The organism is Thermosulfuriphilus ammonigenes, from assembly GCF_011207455.1.
Lineage (GTDB): Bacteria > Desulfobacterota > Thermodesulfobacteria > Thermodesulfobacteriales > ST65 > Thermosulfuriphilus > Thermosulfuriphilus ammonigenes.
The window spans coordinates 1,333,011-1,355,466 of sequence record NZ_CP048877.1; the positions used below are offsets into that span (position 1 = coordinate 1,333,011).

At 55.6% G+C, this 22,456-nt stretch carries 23 protein-coding genes; 14 read left to right on the plus strand and 9 right to left on the minus strand.

From position 1 onward, the window contains the following. The first annotated feature begins 2 nt into the window (after positions 1-2). The 10 genes from G4V39_RS06465 (at position 3) to G4V39_RS06510 (ending at position 9,423) form a co-directional block, all read left to right on the plus strand. The gene (locus G4V39_RS06465) at positions 3-755 is read left to right on the plus strand and encodes a septal ring lytic transglycosylase RlpA family protein (RefSeq protein ID WP_246169630.1); all 753 of its coding nucleotides are present in this window, start codon (positions 3-5) and stop codon (positions 753-755) included. A gap of 68 nt (positions 756-823) precedes the next feature. Next, positions 824-1,858, plus strand: coding sequence for a recombinase RecA (gene recA, locus G4V39_RS06470; protein WP_166032145.1), 1,035 nt, complete (start codon positions 824-826; stop codon positions 1,856-1,858). 22 nt (positions 1,859-1,880) lie between these two features. Next, positions 1,881-4,526, plus strand: coding sequence for an alanine--tRNA ligase (alaS, locus tag G4V39_RS06475; protein WP_210412026.1), 2,646 nt, complete (start codon positions 1,881-1,883; stop codon positions 4,524-4,526). Positions 4,527-4,662: 136 nt separating this feature from the next. Next, positions 4,663-5,130 (plus strand): YbhB/YbcL family Raf kinase inhibitor-like protein, encoded by a 468-nt coding sequence (locus tag G4V39_RS06480; protein ID WP_166032147.1) that lies wholly within the window; start codon positions 4,663-4,665, stop codon positions 5,128-5,130. 36 nt (positions 5,131-5,166) lie between these two features. Next, complete coding sequence (locus G4V39_RS06485) at positions 5,167-5,448, plus strand: hypothetical protein (RefSeq protein WP_210412030.1); 282 nt, start codon at positions 5,167-5,169, stop codon at positions 5,446-5,448. Positions 5,449-5,456: 8 nt separating this feature from the next. After that, the gene (locus tag G4V39_RS06490) at positions 5,457-6,248 is read left to right on the plus strand and encodes an ATP-grasp domain-containing protein (RefSeq protein WP_166032148.1); all 792 of its coding nucleotides are present in this window, start codon (positions 5,457-5,459) and stop codon (positions 6,246-6,248) included. Between the two features lie 17 nt (positions 6,249-6,265). After that, entirely contained in the window at positions 6,266-7,069 is an 804-nt protein-coding gene (locus G4V39_RS06495) for a ParA family protein (protein ID WP_309484783.1), read from the plus strand. After that, entirely contained in the window at positions 7,035-7,910 is an 876-nt protein-coding gene (locus tag G4V39_RS06500) for a ParB/RepB/Spo0J family partition protein (RefSeq protein WP_166032149.1), read from the plus strand. The genes G4V39_RS06495 and G4V39_RS06500 overlap by 35 nt, the downstream gene beginning before the upstream one ends. Continuing rightward, complete coding sequence (locus G4V39_RS06505) at positions 7,895-8,395, plus strand: NYN domain-containing protein (protein WP_166032150.1); 501 nt, start codon at positions 7,895-7,897, stop codon at positions 8,393-8,395. Before G4V39_RS06500 ends, G4V39_RS06505 begins: the two co-directional genes overlap by 16 nt. A 2-nt stretch (positions 8,396-8,397) precedes the next feature. Next, on the plus strand, positions 8,398-9,423 hold the full coding sequence (locus tag G4V39_RS06510) for a radical SAM protein (protein ID WP_166032151.1): 1,026 nt from the start codon (positions 8,398-8,400) through the stop codon (positions 9,421-9,423). Here the strand turns inward: G4V39_RS06510 and G4V39_RS06515 are convergent. The 7 genes from G4V39_RS06515 to fusA are packed head-to-tail and all read right to left on the minus strand — an operon-like array spanning position 9,420 to position 16,059. Then, complete coding sequence (locus G4V39_RS06515; protein ID WP_166032152.1) at positions 9,420-10,112, minus strand: DUF429 domain-containing protein; 693 nt, start codon at positions 10,110-10,112, stop codon at positions 9,420-9,422. The genes G4V39_RS06510 and G4V39_RS06515 overlap by 4 nt on opposite strands. Further along, a complete protein-coding gene (locus G4V39_RS06520; protein WP_166032153.1) occupies positions 10,021-11,508 on the minus strand; it encodes a M48 family metallopeptidase in 1,488 nt (495 codons plus the stop codon). Before G4V39_RS06520 ends, G4V39_RS06515 begins: the two co-directional genes overlap by 92 nt. Then, a complete protein-coding gene (locus G4V39_RS06525) occupies positions 11,493-11,834 on the minus strand; it encodes a DUF190 domain-containing protein (RefSeq protein WP_166032154.1) in 342 nt (113 codons plus the stop codon). The genes G4V39_RS06520 and G4V39_RS06525 overlap by 16 nt, the downstream gene beginning before the upstream one ends. 11 nt (positions 11,835-11,845) lie before the next feature. Then, positions 11,846-12,595 (minus strand): UPF0280 family protein, encoded by a 750-nt coding sequence (locus G4V39_RS06530; RefSeq protein ID WP_166032155.1) that lies wholly within the window; start codon positions 12,593-12,595, stop codon positions 11,846-11,848. Continuing rightward, positions 12,583-13,152, minus strand: coding sequence for a FumA C-terminus/TtdB family hydratase beta subunit (locus tag G4V39_RS06535; protein ID WP_246169632.1), 570 nt, complete (start codon positions 13,150-13,152; stop codon positions 12,583-12,585). Before G4V39_RS06535 ends, G4V39_RS06530 begins: the two co-directional genes overlap by 13 nt. Next, on the minus strand, positions 13,149-13,985 hold the full coding sequence (locus G4V39_RS06540; protein ID WP_166032156.1) for a fumarate hydratase: 837 nt from the start codon (positions 13,983-13,985) through the stop codon (positions 13,149-13,151). The genes G4V39_RS06535 and G4V39_RS06540 overlap by 4 nt, the downstream gene beginning before the upstream one ends. Before the next feature lie 31 nt (positions 13,986-14,016). Then, complete coding sequence (gene fusA / locus G4V39_RS06545; protein WP_166032157.1) at positions 14,017-16,059, minus strand: elongation factor G; 2,043 nt, start codon at positions 16,057-16,059, stop codon at positions 14,017-14,019. Between the two features lie 78 nt (positions 16,060-16,137). Here fusA and plsY point away from each other — a divergent pair, with 78 nt between their 5' ends. Both plsY and G4V39_RS06555 read left to right on the plus strand, forming a co-directional pair. After that, on the plus strand, positions 16,138-16,758 hold the full coding sequence (gene plsY, locus G4V39_RS06550; protein ID WP_166032158.1) for a glycerol-3-phosphate 1-O-acyltransferase PlsY: 621 nt from the start codon (positions 16,138-16,140) through the stop codon (positions 16,756-16,758). A 107-nt stretch (positions 16,759-16,865) separates the two neighbouring features. Further along, the gene (locus tag G4V39_RS06555; protein WP_166032159.1) at positions 16,866-18,326 is read left to right on the plus strand and encodes a FapA family protein; all 1,461 of its coding nucleotides are present in this window, start codon (positions 16,866-16,868) and stop codon (positions 18,324-18,326) included. 1 nt (position 18,327) lies between these two features. Here the strand turns inward: G4V39_RS06555 and G4V39_RS06560 are convergent, their stop codons facing one another. Beyond that, the gene (locus G4V39_RS06560) at positions 18,328-18,540 is read right to left on the minus strand and encodes a KTSC domain-containing protein (protein ID WP_166032160.1); all 213 of its coding nucleotides are present in this window, start codon (positions 18,538-18,540) and stop codon (positions 18,328-18,330) included. On the opposite strand from G4V39_RS06560, the gene G4V39_RS06565 reads away from it, so the two are divergent. Beyond that, positions 18,539-19,705 carry a deoxyguanosinetriphosphate triphosphohydrolase family protein gene (locus tag G4V39_RS06565; protein WP_166032161.1) on the plus strand — a complete coding sequence of 389 codons (1,167 nt, stop codon included), beginning with the start codon at positions 18,539-18,541 and terminating at the stop codon, positions 19,703-19,705. The two genes, G4V39_RS06560 and G4V39_RS06565, sit on opposite strands and share 2 nt — an antisense overlap. Here G4V39_RS06565 and G4V39_RS06570 read toward each other — a convergent pair. Next, positions 19,702-21,294 carry a bifunctional aminoglycoside phosphotransferase/ATP-binding protein gene (locus tag G4V39_RS06570; RefSeq protein WP_166032162.1) on the minus strand — a complete coding sequence of 531 codons (1,593 nt, stop codon included), beginning with the start codon at positions 21,292-21,294 and terminating at the stop codon, positions 19,702-19,704. The genes G4V39_RS06565 and G4V39_RS06570 overlap by 4 nt on opposite strands. 168 nt (positions 21,295-21,462) lie before the next feature. Between G4V39_RS06570 and G4V39_RS06575 the strand changes: the two genes are divergently transcribed. Further along, positions 21,463-22,431 (plus strand): tRNA dihydrouridine synthase, encoded by a 969-nt coding sequence (locus G4V39_RS06575; protein ID WP_166032163.1) that lies wholly within the window; start codon positions 21,463-21,465, stop codon positions 22,429-22,431. Positions 22,432-22,456 lie beyond the last annotated feature (25 nt).

The following is a 22,456-nucleotide window of genomic DNA, read 5'->3' on the forward strand; positions in this document are numbered from 1 at the left end:
CTGTGCGGTACCTTCTCTGGGTAGGAATTTTGGCCCTTATTCTGGTCGGTTGTGCCCCCCGATTAAGCTATATTCCCTCTCCCCCCGGCCCGAAGCCTCCAGCTACTCAGCGTCCCTACACCGTAAATGGTAAGACTTATTATCCTCTGCCTTCGTCTAAAGGTTTTGTGGAAGAGGGTCTGGCCAGCTGGTATGGTCCCGGGTTTCATGGTCGCCGGACAGCCAATGGAGAGCGTTATGATATGTACCAATTCACCGCGGCCCATAAAGTTCTACCTATGAACACCTATGTGTTGGTGACCAATCTGGAAAATGGCCGGCAGACCATTGTCCGTATCAACGATCGGGGGCCCTTTGTCAAGGGACGAATCATTGATCTCTCCTATGCGGCGGCCCGGGCCCTGGGAATGCATCGTCAGGGGGTGGCCAGAGTGCGTCTGGTGGCCTTGGGTGAGGGCCACGAAATAAAGACGGCTCGGGGGCCTAAAATTGTCTTTGATAAGATTCCTGATCTTACTCGGGGCCGCTTCTATGTACAGGTGGGGGCTTTCCGCTCTCTCAAAAATGCCCGTCGCTTCAGCCGACAGCTCCGCCGTCTTTATCCTCGGGTAGAGGTGGTCCGATACCGTCGTCCTGACGGGCAGATCTTCTATCGGGTGCAGATCTTTGCGGCCACCTCCTACAAGGCTGCCAAGCGGTTTGAGGCCGTCCTTGAGGCCGCCGGTTTTTCCGGGGCCTTTGTGGTGGCCCGTTAGTTGTCTAGCGACAGGGGAGAGTTGGTGGTAAAAAACGAAGAAATCCCACCCACCAAGGAGGTTTTTTTATGGCTGTAATGGACAAAAAGAAGGCCATGGAGTTGGCCATCTCCCAGATAGAGAAACAGTTTGGCAAAGGGGCCATTATGCGCCTGGGGGAGGGGGGGCGGATAGCCGAGGTTCCGGTGATTCCTACCGGATCACTGAGCCTGGATATCGCCACTGGCATAGGCGGTATCCCCCGAGGAAGAATTACGGAGATTTTTGGTCCAGAGTCTTCGGGTAAGACAACTCTGGCCCTTCACGCTATTGCCGAGGCCCAGAAGGCGGGAGGGGCGGCAGCCTTTATTGATGCCGAACACGCTCTGGATGTCTCTTACGCCCAGCGTTTAGGGGTTAACCTGGATGAACTTCTGGTCTCCCAGCCAGATACCGGGGAACAGGCCCTGGAGATCGCTGAGGTCTTAACCAGATCCGGGGCGGTGGACATCATTGTCATTGATTCCGTGGCCGCCCTGGTTCCCCGGGCCGAACTGGAGGGAGAGATGGGCGATATGCAGGTTGGCCTTCAGGCCCGCCTGATGTCTCAGGCCCTCCGTAAGCTTACGGCGGCTATCAATCGTTCAAAAACGGCCGTTGTCTTTATCAACCAGATCCGGATGAAGATCGGCGGCTTTGGTTATGGCAGCCCGGAGACCACCACGGGAGGTAACGCCCTTAAATTCTACGCCACCATGCGCCTGGATATTCGCCGTATCGGGGCCATTAAAGACGGCACCCAGTCCTTGGGTAACCGCACCCGGGTCAAGGTGGTCAAGAACAAGCTGGCTCCACCTTTTAAGGAGGCGGAGTTTGATATTTACTACGGTGAGGGTATCTCCCGGGCCGCGGAGATACTTGATCTGGGGGTGGCCATGTCCATCATCGACAAGGCTGGCTCTTGGTACTCTTACCAGGGAGAGCGCCTCGGTCAGGGCCGGGAGGCGGTTCGGCGCCATCTGCGCGACACCCCGGAGCTGGCCGCCGAAATCGAAGAAAAGATTCGCCTCTCTGCTGGTCTGAAGCCGACAAAGGGGCAAGAGGCCCAGGTCGCGGAAGGCTAAGGTTTTTCTCAGGAGGTCTGTGGTGCAAGCACTCAAGGGAGCGGAAATACGCCGCCTATTTCTGGATTTTTTTGCTGATCGAGGTCATGAGATTGTTCCCAGTTCTTCCCTGATCCCCGCGGATGATCCAACTCTCCTTTTTACCAATGCCGGCATGGTCCAGTTTAAAAAGGTCTTTTTGGGCCAGGAGCGGCGTAGCTATCGTCGGGCAGCCTCCTGCCAGAAGTGCATTAGGGCCGGCGGCAAACACAACGACCTGGAAAACGTAGGTTATACGGCCCGCCATCACACCTTCTTTGAGATGTTGGGCAACTTTTCCTTTGGTGACTACTTCAAGGCCGAGGCCATAGAGTTCGCCTGGGAGTTCCTGACAGAGGTTCTAAAGCTGCCCCGGGAGCGTCTGTGGGTGACTGTCTTTCGTGACGACGACGAGGCCGCTGAACTCTGGATGAAGATCGCCAAGGTGCCGGCAGACCGCATCGTCCGCCTGGGAGAGAAAGACAACTTCTGGTCCATGGGAGACACGGGTCCCTGCGGGCCCTGTTCGGAGATCATCTTTGATCAGGGGCCTAAGGTGGGCTGTGGCCGGCCCGAGTGTGCCGTGGGTTGTGACTGCGATCGCTACCTTGAGCTCTGGAACCTGGTCTTTATGCAATACAACCGGACCAAAGACGGCCGTCTGGAGCCTCTGCCCCGTCCTTCAATAGATACAGGTATGGGGCTTGAGCGCATTACGGCCACGGTTCAAGGCAAGACCAGTAATTACGAAAGCGATCTTTTTGCCGGTCTTCTTCGTCGTCTGGAGGATCTCTCCGGGCGCCACTATGGCCAGGAGGAAAAATTTGACATTGCCATGCGGGTCATTGCTGATCATAGCCGGGCGGCGGCCTTTCTTATTGCCGATGGAGTCCTGCCCTCTAACGAGGGGCGGGGCTATGTCCTCCGGCGTATTATTCGGCGGGCGGCCCGTTTTGGAAAGATTCTTGAGCTGACCTCTCCCTTTCTTTTTTCGGTGGCCAGAGTAGTCATCGAAGAGATGGGGCAAGTCTATCCCGAACTGAATCAAAATCAGATGACCATAGAGAAGGTCTTAGAACACGAAGAGCAACGTTTTGCCGAAACCCTTGAATTCGGCCTTCGGCTACTTTCACAGGAGATAGCCCGTCTCCGGAGCCGGGGAGAGGAGGTAATCCCCGGAGAATTTATCTTTCGCCTCTACGACACCTACGGCTTTCCCTACGATATTGTTCGCGATGTGGCCATAGAGGCCGGCCTAAAGCTTGATATGGAGGGGTTTTCCCGGGAAATGGAAGCCCAGCGAGCCCGTAGCCGGGCCGCCCGGAGAGCGGCTGATATTTCGGCCGCGACGATCTACCAGGAAATGGCCCAGCGGGGTCAGGGTGTCCGATTTGTGGGTTATGAGACCACAGAGGCACAGTCCCGGCTTTTAGCTATCGTCAAAGAGGGCCGGGAGCAGCCTGAGGCCCGGGTCAAGGAGACCGTAGAGCTAATTTTTGAAGAAACGCCCTTTTATGGGGAGGCCGGGGGTCAGGTGGGCGACACCGGCTTGGTGGTTGCTCCAAAGGGGCGGGCTCGGGTTGAAGACACCGTTCGGGTGGGTGATGTCTTTGTTCATCGGGCCAAGGTGGAGGAGGGGCGCCTGGCAGTAGGAGATGTCTGTCAGCTGGTTGTCCTTTCCGACCGCCGGCGGGCTATTGCCTGCAACCATACAGCCACCCATCTTCTTCATGCTGCTCTCAGGCAAGTTCTGGGAGAGCATGTTAAGCAGTCTGGCAGCTTGGTGGCCCCGGACCGGCTTCGTTTTGACTTCAGCCACTTTGAGGCTTTGACTCTGGAGCAGATCTTTGCCATTGAAGACCTGGTCAACGAAAAAATTCGTCAGGATCTGCCTCTTCAGGTGGAGATACTGCCTCTCAAAGAGGCCCTTTCGCGGGGGGCCGTGGCCCTTTTCGGGGAAAAGTATGGAGAGACGGTTCGTCTGGTCTCCATCCCCGGGTTTTCCCAGGAGCTGTGCGGTGGGACCCATGTCTCCCGGACAGGAGAGATCGGTTTTTTTAAGATTGTGGCCGAGTCTAGCGTGGCCGCGGGCATCCGACGTATTGAGGCTGTTACCGCCCAAAAGGCCGTAGACTTTGTCCACACCTTGGAGAAAGAGCGTCTTGAGCTGGCGGCCCTCCTTAAGACCTCTCCCCGGGAGTTGATAGGCCGGGCCGAGCGGCTTTTAGCCGAGATTAAAGACCTGGAGCGCAAGCTCGAGCACCTGGCCACCCAGGGGGTCATGCCCGATGTGGATAAGCTTATCGCCGCCGCTCCCGAGGTCTCCGGGGTAAAGGTGGTCTGGGCTAAGGTGCCCCTTGATGATCCCAAGCTTCTCCGGGAAGTGGGAGATCGATTCCGTGACCGTCTTGGTTCTGGCGTGGTGGTTCTGGGAGCTGAGGCCCGGGGCAAGGCCCATCTTCTGGTTATGGTTACCCCGGATCTTACGGCCCGCCTCAAGGCAGGAGAGATTATCCGGGAGCTGGCCAAGATAGTCGGTGGTGGTGGAGGGGGGCGTCCAGAGATGGCCCAGGCCGGGGGCCCCAAGGTAGCCAAGCTTTCGGAGGCCCTTGAGCAGGCCCCGAAGGTTGTTGCTGAAAGGCTTGGTTGACGCCGGAGAGGTAAAAAACTTTTGTCCTTTGTGAAGAAAGGATTTATATTGAATTCATCCTATGAATTGGTTCTCTCTTTTGTTAGCCTTTCTCTTTTTAGTTTTGGGCCCCTGGCCGGTCCAGGGAGGTGAAACCATGAGGATAACCTCGCCGGCCTTTGTAGATGGCGGCCGCATTCCCACCAAATATGTTATGCCTCGGGCCGGAGGAGAGAACCTCTCCCCTCCGCTTAGCTGGGAGGGAGAGCCTGAAGGGACAAAATCTTTTGCCATCTCCTGTGTCGATCCGCATCCTATTGCTAGAAATTGGGTCCATTGGCTGGTGATTAATATTCCGGCCTCAGTTCACCGTCTGCCGGAAGGAGCTTCGGGGCGGTCTATGCCGGCTTCGGCCCGGGAGCTTAAGAATTCCTTTGGGTTTGTGGGCTATGGAGGTCCTCAGCCACCGCCGGGAACAGGAGATCATCCTTACGTCTTTACCGTCTATGCCCTCTCGGTGGAGGTTCTCGATTTGCCCGAGGATATTTCTTTGGAAGAGTTTTTGGGGGCTATAGAGCCCTATATACTCGACAAAGTAAGCCTAACCGGTTACTACAGTCGATAATATTGAAAGGGACCAATCATCTTCAAGGGGCGCAGGATGAAAAAGGTCACTAACAACGCTACTCACCGAATTAAGTGTAAACTTTTGCCGGGCAATCTGGCCATGCGGGTGGTCTGCCCGGACTGTGGCAATGATACCGACTTTTATGAAGTGGCCGAGAATGTCATCATGACCACCCATTACGTCCAGAATGAAGACGGAAGCTTTACCCCCCTGAGCGATGATTCTCAGGTGATAGGGGAGGTCCGGCTCTATTGTGGCCACTGTAATGCCGACCTTACCAAGTATCATCGACGTTTTATGGAAATGCTCTTTTGAGCCCATAGATGTCCGCCCCTCGGGTCATCTCTTCCAACAAGGCCTTCCGGGAACACTATCATGATCTGACTCGGGGGGATCTTGTTCTCGGAGTTCTTAACCTTACCCCCTGTGAGGAGACCCTCTTTGTTGATCTTCTCACCCGAGGGGTGAGGTTTATCCCCTCTGCTTTAAGTCAACTTCTTTCCAAATCCAAGGCCTTTCAGGCTCAGGTCTATCAGAGCATCATGTTCCCCCGAACAAAAGTCATCCGTAACCGTTATGATCTTATCCTGGCCATCAACGAATACCAGGAGGCCGGGGTGGGGGAGGTGGTCACCAAGCAGGATCGGGCCAACTGTGGCCTGGGCATTCATCGCTGGCGGCACGTGGAAGATGTCTATAACCAGGCCTGCTTCGGGACTTTGGCCTACCCCTTTGTGCTCCAGCCCTTTGTCCCTGGGGTAAGGGATGTCCGGGTAATAATCCTGGATGATTACGTCGAGGCCTACTGGCGCCACAATCCAGTCAATTTTCGCAACAATCTCTATCATGGAGGGCTCTCCGGGCCTTATGACCTTTCAGATGAGGAGCTGACCTTTTGTCGCCAGGCTATGAAAAGGGGGGGCTTTCCTTATGCCCACCTCGATCTCATGCTTCCTGAAGGTGGCGGCCTTTATCTTTCGGAGATCAGCTTAAGGGGCGGTCTCAAGGGGGCCCGGATCGGCAAGGAAGAGTATCGTCGTCGTATTGAGGCCATTCACCAGGGCCTGGCCGAGAAATACCTGGCTTCCGTCTCATCTCCTTCTCGGGTAGAGTAAGTTCAAAAACGTTTCACGTGGAACACGTGCGCATTTTCGCCATTGCCAATCAGAAGGGAGGAGTAGGGAAGACCACCACGGCCATCAATCTGGCCGCTGGGGTGGCCATTTTGGGCAAGCGGGTTCTGTTGATTGACAGTGACCCCCAGGCCAACGCCACCAGTGGTCTGGGGGCGGAGGTGGCGGAAGGGCATCTTTATCATCTCTTGTTGGGGGAGATTCAGGCCCAGGAGCTTCTCCGGGAGACAGAGGTTCCCGGCCTTTTGTTGCTACCGGCCCAGATAGACCTTATTGGGGTGGAGGCCGAGCTTTTGGGTTTTAAGGGGCGGGAGCGGTGTTTGGCTCAGGGGTTGTTTCCTCTGGCAGAAAGATTTGACTATTGCTTTATTGATTGTCCCCCCTCCCTTGGGCTTCTTACTATCAATGCCCTCTCTGCGGCCCATGGGGTGATTATTCCTCTTCAGTGTGAATACTATGCCCTAGAGGGGCTGGGCCTTCTGGTTCAGACCATTCGTCGGGTAAAACAGAGCCTTAATCCCCGGCTTTTTATCCAGGGTCTAGTGCTGACCATGTATGATAAACGTAACCGGCTTACCCATCAGGTGCGCCGGGAGGTCACCAACCACTTTGGCCAGCTTGTCTATCAGACAGTCATCCCCCGCAACGTGCGTTTGAGTGAGGCTCCCAGTCATGGTAAGCCCATCTTCCTCTACGATGTGCATTCCCGGGGAGCCATGGCCTACATGGAGCTGGCCAAGGAATTCCTGAAAAGGGAGATGATCAGGCGTGAAAAAAAGAAATCCGCTGGGAAGAGGTCTTGATGCCCTTTTACCTTCGGAAGAGGTCTTTGGGGCCCAGCCCCAGGAGAGCTATTTTCTCTGTCCATTAGAGGCCATAAGGGCCAATCCCTATCAGCCGCGTCGGCGGATCGACGAGGGAGAGCTTAAGGAGCTGGCCAACTCTATTAAAGAGAAGGGACTTCTTCAGCCCCTGGTGGTCCGGGAGATCTCTCCGGGCACTTATGAGCTTATCGCTGGAGAGCGACGCTGGCGGGCGGCCCAGCTGGCCGGGCTTGACCGGGTTCCGGTGGTTATCAAAGACGTCTCGCCGGCGGAGGTTCTGGAGCTGGCCCTCATCGAGAATATCCAGCGGGCTGATCTCAACCCCTTAGAGGAGGCGGAGGCCTACGCCCGTCTGATTGATGAATTCGGCCTAACCCAGGAGGAGGTGGCCCGACGGGTGGGCAAGGACCGTTCTACGGTGGCCAATTTTCTTCGCCTGCTTAAGCTCCCAGGTTATCTGCAAGAGGATCTACTGGAGGGCCGCCTTTCCATGGGACACGCTCGGGCCCTGCTGGCCGTCAAGGACCCCTCCCGCCAGCGGCAGCTGCGAGATATGGTTCTAGAGAAGGGGCTCTCGGTGCGCCAGTTGGAGCGTCTTGTTGCGACAACCCCTGAAACCCGCTCTCGAGCGGTCTCCGAAGACCCCAACCTCCGGGCCCTCTCTGAGGAACTCTCTCATATTTTGGGTTCCCGGGTGAGGATTATCTCTGGTCGAAAGAAGGGGCGATTGCTTATAGAATTTTCCTCTCCTGATGAGTTTGAGCGAATTGTCGCCCGCTTAAGAGGCCTTAAAGGTGAGGATTCATGGGAATCCATCTGATAATCGACGGCTATAATCTTATCCGTCAGTCTCCGGCCCTTCGGGCGGCGGAGGCCGAGGCCATTGAGAGCGGGCGAGAAGCCCTCTTAGACCTCTTGTGGCGTTATAAAAAGGTCAAGGGACACCAGGTTACCGTTGTCTTTGATGCCTGGGGATCTAGAGAGGCCCGACGCCAGCGGCAGACCATAAAGGGAATCAAGGTTATCTATTCCCGGGCCGGAGAGACGGCAGATGAGGTTATCAGGGAGCTGGTCCGTAAGGAGGGTCAGCGGGCGATAGTTGTCTCCTCAGATCGAGAGGTGCAGGCCTATGCCGAACGCTTCGGAGCGACAAGCATCTCATCTCCGGAGTTTGAGTCTCGGCTGGAGCTGGCCCTTTATCAGGACCTGAAAGGCCTTGAGGAAGACGATCTGCCCCCTCAGGGCCGGGGCAAAAAGCTACCCAAAAAGTTACGTCGCCGTCAGGCCCGGTTGCGCAAGCTTTAGTTATGCCGTATTACCTTCGAGCCATTGACTCCTGTGGTCTTATCCTCAGCTATCGTTGTCAGTGTGCCTGCCGTCACTGTCTCTACGCCGCCGGCCCTGCTTGGTCGGAGTGGATGGCGCCCGATTTTCTGGATGAACTCCTGAGGGGAATAAAGCGGGTCTGGAAGCGCCCTCGCGGGCTTCATCTGGCCGGGGGAGAGCCTTTCCTCAACTTTGAGCTCCTCCTTCTGGGAGTCTCGCGCTGTCGGGAGCTCGGTTTGCCGATAGAGTATGTGGAGACTAATGGGGGCTGGGCTGTAGATGAAGCCCGGGCCCGGGAGCGCCTGGTCCTTCTCCGCGAGGCCGGCTTGGAGCGCCTTCTTATAAGTCTGAGCCCCTTTCATGCGGAGACTATCCCCCTTCAGGTTACTTTGCGGGCCATCGCTCTGGCTCGAGAGGTCTTCGGAGAGGAAAACATCATTGTCTATCTGCCTCATCTTGAGCCAATTATGGCCCAGCTAGGCAAGGAGAGGCCGGTCTGTCTCTCAAAATACCTCCAACGTTTTGGCCCCCGGGAGACGGGGCGTATCCTGTTTGAGGGCTACGGTCTTATTCCTGGCGGTCGGGCCGGACTCCTCTTGGGGGCCTTGCTAGAGGGCCGCCCCTTATCTCGCTTTGCGGGACAGAACTGTCTGCGAGAGATCATCTTCTCGCGCCATGCCCATTTTGATCCTTATGGGAATTATATCCCCCTTTTCTGTGGCGGGCTTTCCCTGGGAAGATTTAGAGACCTTTATCGTTTCGTTAAAGAACTTGATGTCCAGACTCTGCCTCTGGCCAGAATTCTTGTAGAAGAAGGCCCTTATGGTCTGGCCCAAATGGCTATGGTTGACTATGGCTTTGAACCTGCCCCGGAAGGCTATGTGGGTAAGTGCCATCTGTGTGTAGATGTCAGGCGGCATCTGGTGGCCCGGGGAGCCGATTTTCAGGAGTTGGCTCCCAAGGCCTTCTATGAGCACCTCTTTGACCGCCCCCCTCTTCGGCCTTAGAACCAGATGGCCATGCTCAGCCCCCGGCTATCTCGAGGAGGGCACCTGGGAATTCTCCGCGCCCGGCCGCAAAAAATGCGCCAGGCCGTCCAGAGGGCGGCTAGGGAATCAGCAATGTCGTGGCCTTTGACCCCTGGAAGGCGAGTATTCAGTAGCCAAAAGGGGAAGAGGCCGCTGCGCTGGAGAAGCTGGAGGCGAGACAGGTGCCCCTCCGGGGAATGTTTGCTGGCCTTAAGGGGGCCAAGGGCCAGGGCCCAAAAAGAGACTTCTGGATGGACCTCGTAGATCCGCACCCCCTTTGGCAAAAGGGGGATGAGCTCGTCCACCTCCTTTATGCGTTTAAGGAGACCATAGGCCTGCCGATTAAGACGGCCCCCAGAGAGCTTGCGAGCCTGCGGAAAATCTTTGGCGGTCAAGGCCGGACGGGTCGGTGGACTAAATATGCTGGCCCTCCGGGGATGCCCTAGGATCTTGCGGGCCAGCTGGTCGCAGACTCTTCCCCCTGGCCGGGGGCTTTCCAGGAGTCCGATGGGAATATCAATGGCCAAGATGGCCGCCTCGGTCAGCCCGGCCAGAACTTTTAGCGAGCTGACAACCTTAAGGAGATGGTCTTTGAGGCCCTGAGGGGTTGGTCGGGCCGAAGCGATGATCCAGCCCTGAGGACAACCGTCGATTCCCAGAAGTATCATGACCTTCTTTTGGGGGCTGGGGGGCCCTTAAGGCCTTTCCCAAAATCCTGGTTACCTCTTTTCTTAAGGGGTCATTTGGCGGCAGGAGCCTGGCGGCCTGACGATAGTGGTAGAGGGCCGTGGCGTTGTCGCCTATGGTTTTGTAATAGCGTCCGAAGTAAAAATGGGATCGGCCGTCTTCTTTAAGAGAGGCATAAGCCCAGCCCAGGCGGTAATAGATCTCGGTGTTTTCTGGAAGACGCCGGGATAACTCCTCGAAGATGGCGATAGCCTTTCTAAAATCTCCCACCTCAGCCAGGGCCTTGGCCAGATTGAGACGGGCGGAGAGATCCAGAGGATACCGGGCTGTATAGGGAGAGAGAATCCTGATGGCCTCTTGATAACGCCCGGCTTCCAGAAAGGCCTGGCCGAGATCGGCTTTTAATTCCTCGCGCTGGGGGAGGAGCTTGATGGTCAGCTTTAGTTCCTCTATCGCCCGACGATATTCCTTGGCTTTGAGAAGGGCCAGCCCCAGGCCATAGTGGAGAAGGGCGTCCTGGGGGTTGTCCACCAACTCTCGCTCATAGCGGGCAATAAGCTGATAGGGGTCATGACTGAGAACCCGAACTCTCATCTGAACCCGGCGCAACTCAAAGCTGTCGTGAGCGACAAGATGTTGGGGGGGAAAGTTCTGGATGAGGGATTCCAGGTAGGTTAGGCGTTCGCTGCTGCCCGGGTGGGTAAGAAGATAGCTGGGAACATTGTCTGAAACCAGCCAGCGATGTCGTTGCATTTTTTTCAGAATACTGATCAACCCTCGGGGATCATAACCGGAGGCCAGAATGTATTCATAACCCACCCGGTCTGCCTCTTCTTCATCGGCCCGGCTGTATCGCAAGGCCAGGGTGGTGGCCAGGGCGCTACTGGTAGAAAAAAGCATAGAGCTAGTCTGTCCCTTGCCGAAGAAGGCTCCGGCAATGGCCACCGCCGCCGTGGCCAGATTGAGTCGGCTGAGCTTTTCAATCCTTTTGGCTACATGGCGACACTGGACATGGGCAAATTCGTGGGCCAAAACGTCGGCCAGTTCATCTTCGCTGTCTAGGACTTCAAGGAGCCCGGTGTGGACAAATACCAGGCCGCCGGGAGCGGCAAAGGCGTTAAGGGTGCGATCCTTGACCACAAAGAATCGATAGCTAAAGTAGCGGGGTTTTACGTGGGCCAGGACACGACGACCAACCTTCTCTACGTAACCAATGATGACCGGATCGTGGACTAAGGTGAAGCGGGCCTCTACTTGTTCTAAGATCTTTTCTCCAAGCTTGCGCTCTTCAGGAATAGAAAGAATTCCCTGGGCCGGGGAGACCAGGCTCAGGATCCAAAAGAATATGGCCAGGGTGATCTTTAGCGTTCTGGACATTGACTACACTTTATCACGTCTACCTCAGAGGTCACTATCAGTCCCTTGGTGACCATGGCCTCAAGTTCAGGAAGAATCTTTTCCAGGACTTCTTCTCTTTCGATGATGTCAATCATGATGGGCAGAGACTCCTGTAGGCGAAGAATCTTTATGGAGTGAAAGACACCATCGGCTCCGTATCCGGCAATTCCTCGAAAGAGAGTCACTCCGGAGACCTTGTGCTTGAAGAGAAAGTGGACAATGGCTTCATAGACGGGCTTGCCCTGGTAGCGGTCCCCTTCATCAACATAAATGGTCAGGCGTTTGGCCTTGCCTTTTATCAGCATCTTTACCTCCTTTAGTCCAAGGCAACCAGTTCCAGGGCCTTACCTTGGGCCCCAATTCGATCGCCAATGATGACCACCACCCCTAAAAGATCCGGGATTTGGCTGGCGGCTTTAAGGGCCCGGGGAATATCGGCCGTTTTGCGGACTACGTTTCCTATGGCCGTGGCTGCGGCATCGGCCAGGGCGGCCTCTTTGGCCAGCACCGTAACTGCCTCGGCCTGCCCTAGGGAGAGAGAATGGCCGATCTTTCCGGAAGAGGTGCAGACCGAAAGGGGTTGAAGGTGGGCGGGAATCTTTAGCCCCAGCCTTCCCGAAAAGGGAGATTTCCCGGCATAGATGGCCACAATTAGATCTTGGCGGCCCATAAGAAAGCAGTCTCCTCCATTTTCTATAAAGATCTCCTGGGTTAGCCCCCGGGCGACGGCCTCTCTGGCCGCTGCCTCGGCAATGGCTCCGGCAACAGCGGCCATAGGCCCCACCCCGGCCTTAAGGCCGGCGGCCAACATCTTCTGAACTATCGGAGGAGCGAGAGGATCTGATGGCAGAGGGGCCAGGGACTCCAGAAAGAGGGGGTAACGCTGGATGTAGCTTTCTATCTGGCTTCGGAGGGATAGAACCAGGGCGGTTATCTCCGAGCGCAGATCCTCTTGGGCGAGGATGAAGAGATCCGTCTCCTTTACCTGAACCTGAAAAGAGATTAGATCCCGCCGGTTGATCCAGCGGCGATAGAAACGTTCCCTTGAAGGTTTTAAGAGCGCCATTTCTCGCGGGCTAGCTGATAGTAGTCTTGCCCTATCAGATCGTTGATGACCACCGCCGGAAAGTCTTCTACCTCTAAAAGCAAAAGGGCTTCCGGGCCAAGCTCTTCAAAGGCCAGGGGGGTGGCGTCCTTGATACACCGGGAAAGATAAGCTCCGGCTCCACCTATAGCCGCCAGGTATATGGCCTGGTGCTGGAGCATGGCCTTTCGGACTTCTGGCCCTCGGGGTCCTTTACCCATGGTAGCGGCCACGCCAAGCTCTAGAAGTCTGGGGGTATAAGCATCCATTCGGTAGCTGGTAGTGGGGCCGGCTGAGCCAATGGGGCGGCCAGGAGGGGCGGGGGTGGGGCCAACATAATAGATGAGCTGACCTTGGGGGTTGAAGGGGAGAGGCCGGTCGGCCTCAAGAAGCTCCAAGAGACGGCGGTGTGTCTGGTCTCGTCCGGCCAGGATTTTTCCCGATATAAGAATCCAGTCGCCAGCCCTTAAGGATGCCAGGGGGCTCTTATCCTTAAGGGGGAAGGCCAGCCTTGTCTTTACCGGAAGCTCTATCTTCACAGGCTCACCTCTTTTAGCCGGGCGGCATGACACTGGATATTGACTGCTACCGGCAAACTGGCGATGTGACAGGGAGCAGTCTCTATGTTGACGGAGAGGGCCGTTTGGCGGCCGCCAAGGCCCAGAGGGCCAATGCCCAAGGCGTTTATCTTCTCCAGAATTGTCTCTTCCAGCAAGGCTACATCTGTTCGGGGGTTGCGGCTCCCTAAAGGGCGCAGAAGGGCCCTTTTGGCCATGAGGGCGGCCAGCTCAAAGTCGCCTCCAAGCCCCACCCCTACGGTGACTGGAGGGCAGGGATTAGCTCCAGCCCGGGAGACTGTCTCCACCACAAAGTCAATTATTCCGGCCTTCCCTACCGAAGGAGGGAGCATCCGGATGGCACTCATGTTTTCACTACCACAACCTTTGGGCAGGAGAGAAATTGTTAGATCCTCTCCGGGAGCGAGTTCTAGGTGGATTATGGCTGGGGTGTTGTCACCCGTATTTTTCCGGGTTAAGGGATCGGCCACGGAAGGCCGCAGGCGTCCTTGGCTATATCCTCGGGCTATTCCTCGGTTTATGGCTTCATAGAGATCTCCTTGAAGGCAAATCTCCTGCCCCAGGCGGACAAAGATGACGGCCACACCAGTGTCTTGGCAGATAGGAAGACCAGCTTCTCTGGCCAAGCGGGCATTCTCTAAAAGAATAGAAAGGGCCATCTTCCCGGTGGGGGAGACCTCTTTTTGTCGGGCATCCCGCAGGGCCTTCTCCACCTCCGGGGGAAGGTCAACATTGGCCTCTATGGCCAAACGGGCTACGGCCTCAATGACCTCTTCTTGGGAGATGATCTTCATTCTTTTTGGTTAGCAGAAAGGGCCAGGGCCTTCAATGACCGGGTTGCTCCTCGACTATGTCGTAATGGGAAAAGCGCATAGTAAAGGTGGCCCTTCCCTGGCTGGCCGAACGAAGGGTGGTAGAGTAACCAAAGAGGCGAGAAAGAGGGGCCTCGGCGCGTATAACCTGGACCGGCCCTCGGGCCTCAATAGTCTCCACTTTTCCTCCGCGAGCGGTAAGGTCGCCGATTATATCACCCATGAACTCTCCCGGGGTGAGAATCTCTAGGGCCATAATGGGTTCAAGAAGCACCGGTCCGGCCGCCTCTAAAGCCTGCTTGAGGGCTGCTGTAATGGCGGCCTTGATGGCCAAGTTCCCGGCGGTTTCGGCGAAGAAGAGCCTCTTTAGGCGAATCTCTATGTCCCAGACGGGGTAGCCAGCCACACCGGCCTCAAGGCTCTGGTAAAGGGTTTCCTCTAGCTCCTGACGCAGGGCTTCCGGAAGCTCCTCGGCCAGGGGGGGCTCAATTCGGATTTGACGTCCGGCTCCCCTGGGAAGGGGGGCTATGGCCAGGGTGGCTTCTACTTTTTGTCTTACGCCGGCGATATCTCGGTCAAAGACCTCCGTGGCCTCAGCCGGCCGGGTGATGGTCTCTCGATAGACTACCTGGGGGCGGCCAACATTGATGGGCAGATGATATTCTCGTTTTATCCGCTGGAGAATAACCTCCAGGTGGAGTTCGCCCATACCAGAGACGATAGTCTGGCCGGTTTCTTCGTCAAAGCGGACCCGGAAGGTGGGATCCTCTTCGGCTACCCGAGAGAGCACCTGGTGGACCTTTTCTTCGTCGGCTCGGGTTTTGGGCTCCACCGCAATGGAGATGACAGGTTCATAGGTTTCAATGGGTTCAAGGAGGATGGGATGCTCCGGATCAGCCAGGGTATCCCCGGTGGCCGTGCCTTTTAGACCCATGACGGCCACGATGGCTCCGGGGCCGGCCTCCTCCAGGCGTTCGCGTTTGTTGGCATGGACCCGAAAGATCCGGGCCACCTTTTCCTTGAGCCCCTTGCCTACATTGAGGACCGCCTTTCCTACCTCAAGACGGCCAGAGTAGATGCGAACATAGACCATCTTGCGACCTTCGAACATCTGGACCTTGAAAGCCAGGGCAGCAAGGGGCCCTCCCTCTTTGGGGGGCCGGCTCTCAAGCTCTCCGGTTTTGGGGTTAAGGCCCTCTACCGGAGGAACATCTAAGGGGCTGGGTAAATAGCGGACGATGCCGTCAATAAGCGGCTGGACTCCTTTGTTCTTTAAGGCTGCCCCGGCAAAAACTGGTACCCCTTTAAGCCCTAAGGTGGCCCGGCGGATGGCCTGGTGTATCTCCGCTTCCGTGATTTCTTCTTCGGCCAGATATTTTTCCATGATGGAATCATCGATATCCGCCAGGGTCTCTAAGAGGGCCTCCCGATAGTCTCTGGCCTCGGCTATCAGTTCATCGGGTAGGGGGTGGTAGGTAAACTTTTCCCCCTGGCTGGCCTCATCCCAGAGGATGAGTCTCTGGGCGATGACATCCACCACCCCCTGGAAGCGATCTTCGGCCCCATAAGGAAAGGTGATCACCAAGGGATTGGCCGCCAGTTTGTCCCTCATCTCTTGAAGAACCTTGGTAAAATCGGCCCCTAAGCGATCCATCTTGTTGACGAAGGCCACCTTAGGGACCCGGTACTTGTCTGCCTGGTGCCAGACCGTTTCACTTTGAGGCTCTACTCCTCCCACGGCACAAAAGACCCCTACCGCTCCATCAAGAACCCTCAGGGATCGTTCCACCTCTATGGTGAAGTCCACGTGACCGGGGGTGTCGATAATATGTATTTCGTGTCCCTGCCAATAACACGTGGTCACTGCCGAAGAGATGGTGATGCCCCGTTCTTGTTCCTCTGGCATCCAGTCCATCTGAGCGGCTCCTTCGTGAACTTCTCCCATGCGATGGATCTTGCCGGTGTAATAGAGGATGCGTTCGGTAAGGGTGGTTTTCCCGGCGTCGATGTGGGCAATGATACCGATGTTCCGAATTCTCTCCAGCCTGACGGCCATCTCTTCCCCCGCCTTTCTGGTATTGGTGAACCAAAACCCTTGCCTGAACCAATCCCTTGATATTACACTCGGGCGCAAATGATAGAAAGTCTCTGGAGTCCTAGAGTACTGGTCATCATCTTGGCCGCTTATCTTTTGGGGGCCGTTCCTTTTGGCCTTCTGATCGGTTTTCTCAGGGGCAAGGATATTCGCCAGATGGGTTCTGGTAACATCGGGGCCACCAATGTAGCCCGGTGTGTGGGTAAAACCTGGGGAGTTATAACCCTTGTCCTAGATGTGGCCAAGGCCGCCCTTCCCGTCTATCTGGCCAGCCGTCTGGCGCCGGAGGCCCTCAGGGAGGTCCTTCCGGCTCTGGCAGGTCTGGCAGCCTTTTTGGGGCATCTTTATCCGGTGTACCTGGGCTTCCGGGGGGGCAAGGGCGTGGCCACGGCGGTGGGGGTCTATCTATTTCTCTGCCCGGTGGCCCTGGCCATCAATGTGATCATCTTTGTGGCCGTGGTGGCTAAAAGCGGTTATGTTTCTCTGGGCTCGCTGCTTACCTCTCTTCTTATGCCGGCCCTGGTCTGGTTTACCTGCCACAGTCTTTCGGTGACCCTCCTGGCCTCGGTGATGGCCCTTCTCATCTGGTGGCGTCATAGAGAAAACATCGCCCGCCTCCTTCGGGGAGAAGAAAAAAGCTGGCGAGGAGCCAGAGAATAAGTCCTCTTTTTAGTCAGTCTTTTAGTCAATCTCCTGGTCCGCTAAAAAAGAAAGATTTCAGGCGAAAACTTTAGGAATCTTCCTTCCGGCCGAAAAGTTAAAAAGAGATGTCCGAGCAACAGGGTCGCCAAAGTCTGTTTAAAGAGGGGGTGCCCGTCCTTGACGGGCGTTTCCGGCTTTTTGTTTCCTCAGATGAGCTGGTGGCCTTTTTGCGCAAAGATGCTCCAGGTCCTGATCTTATCCCCGATGACTATCCAGCCCTTAAGTCCGAGCTTAAAAAGCATGGGATTGTTTTTGGGCTCCTTGAGGAGCCAGAGGTTGATTCTGGGAGGTTGATCGTCGCCCGGGGCCGGCCGCCGGTCAAGGGTGAAGACGCCCGAATAGAGCTTTTGGTGGATCTTGAGAAAGGGCCACGAGAGGAGGGAAACGATCGGGTTGACCTCCGAGAAATGAACACCATTGTCTGCGTTACTGCCGGCCAGCCTGTGGCCCGGAAGATTCCGCCAGGGCCCGGGGAGCCAGGGATGAACGTCTTCGGAGAGCCGCTGCCTACCTTTCCCGGAAAGGACATCCCTTTTCGCTACGGTTCCGGACTCAAACCCGATGAGGAGGGAGTTCTTTTGATTTCTGAAGTGGAGGGGGCCCTGATTTCCGAGGGTGACAAGCTTCGGGTCAGTCCGGTCTTTGAGCTCAACTCCGATGTCAACTGGGATGTAGGTAATATCCACTTCCTGGGAGAGAAGCTGCTCATAAATGGTGTGGTCCACCGGGGGTTTGAAATTGATTGCTCGGGAGATCTGGAGATAAATGGTGCGGTGGAAGACAATGTTCTTATCAGGGTCAAGGGGGATCTTATCATCAGTGGCCTTGTACACGGTGAGGAGACTCGGATTGAGTGTCAGGGGCAGGCCACCATCGGGGCGATAGAGTACGCCCAGGTCTTTGTCTGCGGAGACCTTACTGTCTCTGACTATATACTTCAGGCCTTCTGTGAGGTTGGTGGCCACCTGAGCGTTACCGAAGGGGTGGGGACTATCGTTGGCGGAGACTCTCTCGTTCGGGGGTCGGCTGAGGTGAGGATCCTGGGCAGCAGTGCCCACGTGACCACCGTCCTCAGGGTGGGTTATGAACGCAGTCTTTCCGAACAGCTGGAAGATGTTAGAGCTAAACTGACCGTGCTTGAGGATCAGATGACGGCCCTCTATAAGGCCCTTAAGGCCGGGGCCAGGCTCCTTAAAGAGGGGCGTCTTCCGTCAGAGAAAATCCCGATTTTTAATAAAGTAAAGGAAAAGCTTACAGAGCTAGAGCTCGAAGCCCAAAAACTCAAAGAAAAGGAAAGAGAGCTACGGGAAAGGGTTAAAGCGCTTCGTCAGACAACGGTTAAGGTCCTGGGGCGCTGCTTTCCCGGGGTGAGGATTGGCATCGCCGATCGAGAGATAACTGTCAACCGGCCCCTCGAAATGGGCACCTTTTATCTTAAAGAGGCTCAGGTAACCTTCCGCGCTGGAAGCCTGAATCTAGAAGAAGAGAGCCCTGAGGAAAAGGGGGCCTCCGAAGGGCCTGAATAGACTACCTTAGCCGCCGATAGGGAAACCGCTGGCGGATGTGACGATTGAAGAACCGGCCATGGGAGCTGGCCGAGATAAGTCCTCTGAAGACCTCCTCCGGCACCTGGTAAAATTCATAAAGGGCTCCATTGCGAAACTCCACCAAAAGAGTCTGCCTTTGCGGATCGTAGGCCACTGATTTAAGATGACTGGAGTAAAGTTCTTGGAGTCTCATGGTGGAGCTAGACTTTCAAAAGATCCGGCAGAAGATAGAAAATATTCTTAATGAGAGACTTTCTCCTTGGGCCACCCCTCATTCGGCGGCCCGGAGAGAACGCCCCGAAGAGCTTCTGGCCGGAGACTATCGTCTGCCCTTTTCGATAGATACCGATCGGATTCTTCATTCTCTGGCCTATACCCGCTACATCGATAAGACCCAGGTCTTCTCCCTGTCTGATAATATTCACATTACTCGAAGAGTTATCCATGTTCAGCTAGTCTCCAAGATTGCCAGGACCATTGGCCGGTATCTGGGGCTGAATGAAGATCTCATTGAGGCTATCTCCCTGGGGCATGACATCGGCCATCCCCCTTTTGGCCATGAGGGGGAGCGCTTTCTTGATCGTCTGGCCCGGATGCATAATCTGCCCTCATTTCAGCACAATATTCAGGGAGTGCGGGCCTTGAGGCATCTAGAACGCGGAGGCCAGGGTTGGAATCTTACCCTTCAGGTCTATGATGGTATCCTTTGTCATGATGGCGAAAGCGACACTTACAGTCTTGTCCCGGAGAAGGAAAAAGATTTTTCCCGTCTGGATGAAGAGATCATCCGGCGTGCTCAGGATCCTTCCTATCCTTTGCGGCCTATGACCCTTGAGGGCTGTGTCGTCCGGCTGGCCGACACCATAAGCTACATAGGGCGGGACATAGAAGACGCCATCCTTGTCGGTCTTATTCGTCGGGAAGATATTCCCCCACGCTGTCAGAAGGTCTTAGGGCGGACCAACGGGAGTATTGTCTTCCGCTTGGTGACGGATCTCATCGCCCACAGTTGGGGAAAGGGCTCTGTTTCCTTCAGCCCCGAAGTAGCCGAGGCCCTCAAGGAACTTAAGGCCTTCAACCTGGAGCACATCTATCTTAACGAGGCCATCAAAAAAGATATGGATAAGATTGCCTGGCTCTTTGAGCGACTTTTTGAGCGATGTTTAGAAGACCTTCATCAGGGGCGGAGGGAGGCCCCAATCTTTCGAGATTTTCTGATCCATATGCCCGAAAGCTATCTTCAGGAAACCCCTCCTCCGCAGATAGTCATTGACTTCATTGCCGGGATGACCGACGAGTATTTTGTCTCTCTGGCCCGAGAGCTCTTTTTCCCGGGCCGTCTGAGGGCCTTTCTTTAAATTTCTGGATCAAAAAGAAAGTCTCCCAGCCTCTTTTTCACCTGAGAGAGGATCTCCTCTACCGGGGCCAGGGTCTCTACCTTCATCAACCCCGGAAGTTCCTTTACTGGTGCAAAGACTTCTTTCTGGCGGAGATAAATCTCCCAGCGTCCATCGGAGACCTCTCCAGTCTTATCTAGACGGCGGGCGAGGCGGTGCTTAATTTCCTCTTCCGGGCAGGTGCAGAGTATGAACCGGACCGGAACGTTGGCCGCCGAGGCGGCCTTTAAGACGGCCTGACGGTATTCCTCGTCTTTAAAGGTGGCGTCTAAAATGACCGTCTCTCCCAGGCTGGCCAGCTCTCGGGCCTCATCCACCATGGCCATGTAAGTCTTTTGGGTCATCTCCGGCGAGTAGATTCCCTGGCCAAAGGGTTCGAAGTGGTGCTCTTGGGGGGCGATTCCCAGAAGTCTCTTGCGGACAATATCAGAGTTAAGATAAATGGCTCCCTGGTCGTTAGCCAGGGCCCGGGCCAGAGTGGACTTGCCAGTGCCAGAAAGGCCAAATATGACGATTATCCGTCCTTGGGGAGATTTTCCGGCATAATGATGGGCCAGGGCGAAATAGCGCCTGGCCTCTGATAAGGCCTGGCGGCGTACCTCAGGAGGAACTTCCGGAGCCGACCAGGTAAAACAGCCAATTTTTCCCCGGACATAAGCCCGGTAACACTTGTAAAAATCCAGAAGTTTAAGAAGTTCTTGATCCCCAGACAGGGAGACAAATCCATTTATGAAGTACCCGGAAAGATCTTTTAAACCATGGTAGTCAAGATCCATGGCCAAAAAGGCGATATCGCAGGCCACATCGCCACATCGGAAGCGATCGTTGAATTCGATACAGTCGAAGATATAGACATCTTGTCGGGGCTCATCAAAACAGATGTTGGCCGAATATAGATCTCCATGACCGTCGCGAATTCGGCCCTCTTTTACCCGGCGAGCAAAAAGTTCCGCCTTCTCTTCCATGAATTTCCGGGCATAGGCCATGATCTCCCGATATCTTTTGGCCGAGAGGGCTTCGCCTACAAAGGCCTCCGTCTGAGAGAAGTTTTCATTAACGTTAAAGGCCACTGTCTCCAGGCTGCCATGTTCGTCAACTCCTGGTCCGGTAGCGGCCTGCTGATAGAAGGGAACCAGCTTTTTTACGACCTGATCGATGTGTCTTTGAGTCAGCTGCCCCTCCCGGATGATCCGGCCCATCATGCCCTCTTCGGGCATGCGCCGCATCTTGACGGCATACTCCAGAACCTTACCTTGGCCTTCAAAGCAGATTTTCCCCTCGGGGGTGCGAACGACCTCTACCACCCCAAGGTAGAGATCCGGACAAAGGCGGCGGTTAAGTTCAACCTCTCGCTGACAGAAGTAATGTCGTTTCTCCAAAGTGGTGAAATCCAAAAAGCCGAAGTCCACCGGTTTTTTGACCTTGTAAACGTAATTGCCGGCTAGAAAGACGTAAGAAATGTGGGTCTGGATAAGATGAATCTCCTCGACCTTATAGGGATAGGCTTGAGGGTCCTTAAGGGCGACAATAAACTCTGGCAGCCGGGACATAGCTTCCTCCCACTTTCTTTTTTCTTCCTGGGTCATACCCAAAAAAGCGTTTCGATGATAGCCTTTTTGTTTCAAACTTGGCCTTGAGAGAGCCCCTTTATGGTCGGAGTTTCCCTTGACCAAGTTCCTAGAGAATTTCGGCTAGGATCTTTAAGGATTAGTCCACCATTGGTCCTGGCCCCCTTAGCTGACTACACCCATGCGGCCTTTCGTACCTTGGTGGCAGACTATGGTGGGGTGGGGCTCTTTTACACGGAGATGCTCAATAGCCGGATTCTGGCCTTCGGGTCGGCGGCAAGGGATCCATATCTTCTGCCAGGACGGGGGGATCGTCCCTTGGTGGCCCAGGTGGTAGGAGGAGATCCGGATGTTGTCTTCCGGGCCGTGGCCCGATTGGTGAGCCTGGGACATTTTTCGGCCATAGACATTAACATGGCCTGCACCCGGGGAGCCATCCAGCGTTTTGGCTGGGGTGTCTCCCTGATGAAAGATAGCTTTCGGGCCCGGGAAATTCTCCGGGCGGTCCGGGATGCTGCTGCCGGTCTGCCGCTTACGGTCAAGATTCGCTCCGGCTGGGAACATGATCTTCCAGAACTCCTCCGTTTTGTTCGCCTTCTGGAGGAGGAAGGGGCCTCGGCCATTGTCCTTCATCCCCGTTCGGCCAGGGAGGGATTTCGACGTCGGGCTCGTTGGGAGGAGATCCGGGCGGTGGTCAGGGAGGTTTCTATTCCGGTAATTGGCTCCGGTGATGTCTTCTCCCCCGAAGATGCCCGGCGGATGTTTCTGGAGACCGGTTGTGCCGGGGTAATGATCGGCCGGGCGGCCCTCCTGAGGCCCTGGATCTTTCGGGACACAGAAGCCCTCCTTCGGAATGAGCTTCCCCCTGGCCCCCCGGATCCCTTTTCACCCCTGGGCCGGCTGGCCGATCTTATGAAGGAGTTCCTCCCCGAAGATATGGCTTTTAAGCGTTTTCGACTCTATTGTTTCTGGTATCTTCAGAACTTTCCCTTTGGGTTCCACTATCTAAAGCTTATTCAGAAGGAGACCGACCTTAATAGTATGCTTAAACGCCTCCAGGGGCTTCTGGCCGGAGAACGCTTTCCAGCCTATCCGGCCCGGCCGGTGATGATTCGTTAACTTGATAAGAAAGGTCTTCCCCTAC

Bases quoted from the DNA above. Each gene is read 5' to 3' on its own strand.
- G4V39_RS06540 (WP_166032156.1), bottom strand. From the start codon at position 13,985: ATGAAGATCATCTCCCAAGAAGAGGTCATTGAGGCCGTAGCCCGTTTG.
- G4V39_RS06520 (WP_166032153.1), bottom strand. From the start codon at position 11,508: ATGTCCAGAACGCTAAAGATCACCCTGGCCATATTCTTTTGGATCCTG.
- G4V39_RS06490 (WP_166032148.1), top strand. From the start codon at position 5,457: ATGTCCGCCCCTCGGGTCATCTCTTCCAACAAGGCCTTCCGGGAACAC.
- G4V39_RS06560 (WP_166032160.1), bottom strand. From the start codon at position 18,540: ATGAGACTCCAAGAACTTTACTCCAGTCATCTTAAATCAGTGGCCTAC.
- G4V39_RS06510 (WP_166032151.1), top strand. From the start codon at position 8,398: ATGCCGTATTACCTTCGAGCCATTGACTCCTGTGGTCTTATCCTCAGC.
- recA (WP_166032145.1), top strand. From the start codon at position 824: ATGGCTGTAATGGACAAAAAGAAGGCCATGGAGTTGGCCATCTCCCAG.
- G4V39_RS06565 (WP_166032161.1), top strand. From the start codon at position 18,539: ATGGTGGAGCTAGACTTTCAAAAGATCCGGCAGAAGATAGAAAATATT.
- G4V39_RS06485 (WP_210412030.1), top strand. From the start codon at position 5,167: ATGAAAAAGGTCACTAACAACGCTACTCACCGAATTAAGTGTAAACTT.
- G4V39_RS06570 (WP_166032162.1), bottom strand. From the start codon at position 21,294: ATGTCCCGGCTGCCAGAGTTTATTGTCGCCCTTAAGGACCCTCAAGCC.
- G4V39_RS06555 (WP_166032159.1), top strand. From the start codon at position 16,866: ATGTCCGAGCAACAGGGTCGCCAAAGTCTGTTTAAAGAGGGGGTGCCC.
- G4V39_RS06505 (WP_166032150.1), top strand. From the start codon at position 7,895: ATGGGAATCCATCTGATAATCGACGGCTATAATCTTATCCGTCAGTCT.
- fusA (WP_166032157.1), bottom strand. From the start codon at position 16,059: ATGGCCGTCAGGCTGGAGAGAATTCGGAACATCGGTATCATTGCCCAC.
- G4V39_RS06480 (WP_166032147.1), top strand. From the start codon at position 4,663: ATGAGGATAACCTCGCCGGCCTTTGTAGATGGCGGCCGCATTCCCACC.
- G4V39_RS06515 (WP_166032152.1), bottom strand. From the start codon at position 10,112: ATGATACTTCTGGGAATCGACGGTTGTCCTCAGGGCTGGATCATCGCT.
- G4V39_RS06530 (WP_166032155.1), bottom strand. From the start codon at position 12,595: ATGGCGCTCTTAAAACCTTCAAGGGAACGTTTCTATCGCCGCTGGATC.
- G4V39_RS06525 (WP_166032154.1), bottom strand. From the start codon at position 11,834: ATGCTGATAAAAGGCAAGGCCAAACGCCTGACCATTTATGTTGATGAA.
- plsY (WP_166032158.1), top strand. From the start codon at position 16,138: ATGATAGAAAGTCTCTGGAGTCCTAGAGTACTGGTCATCATCTTGGCC.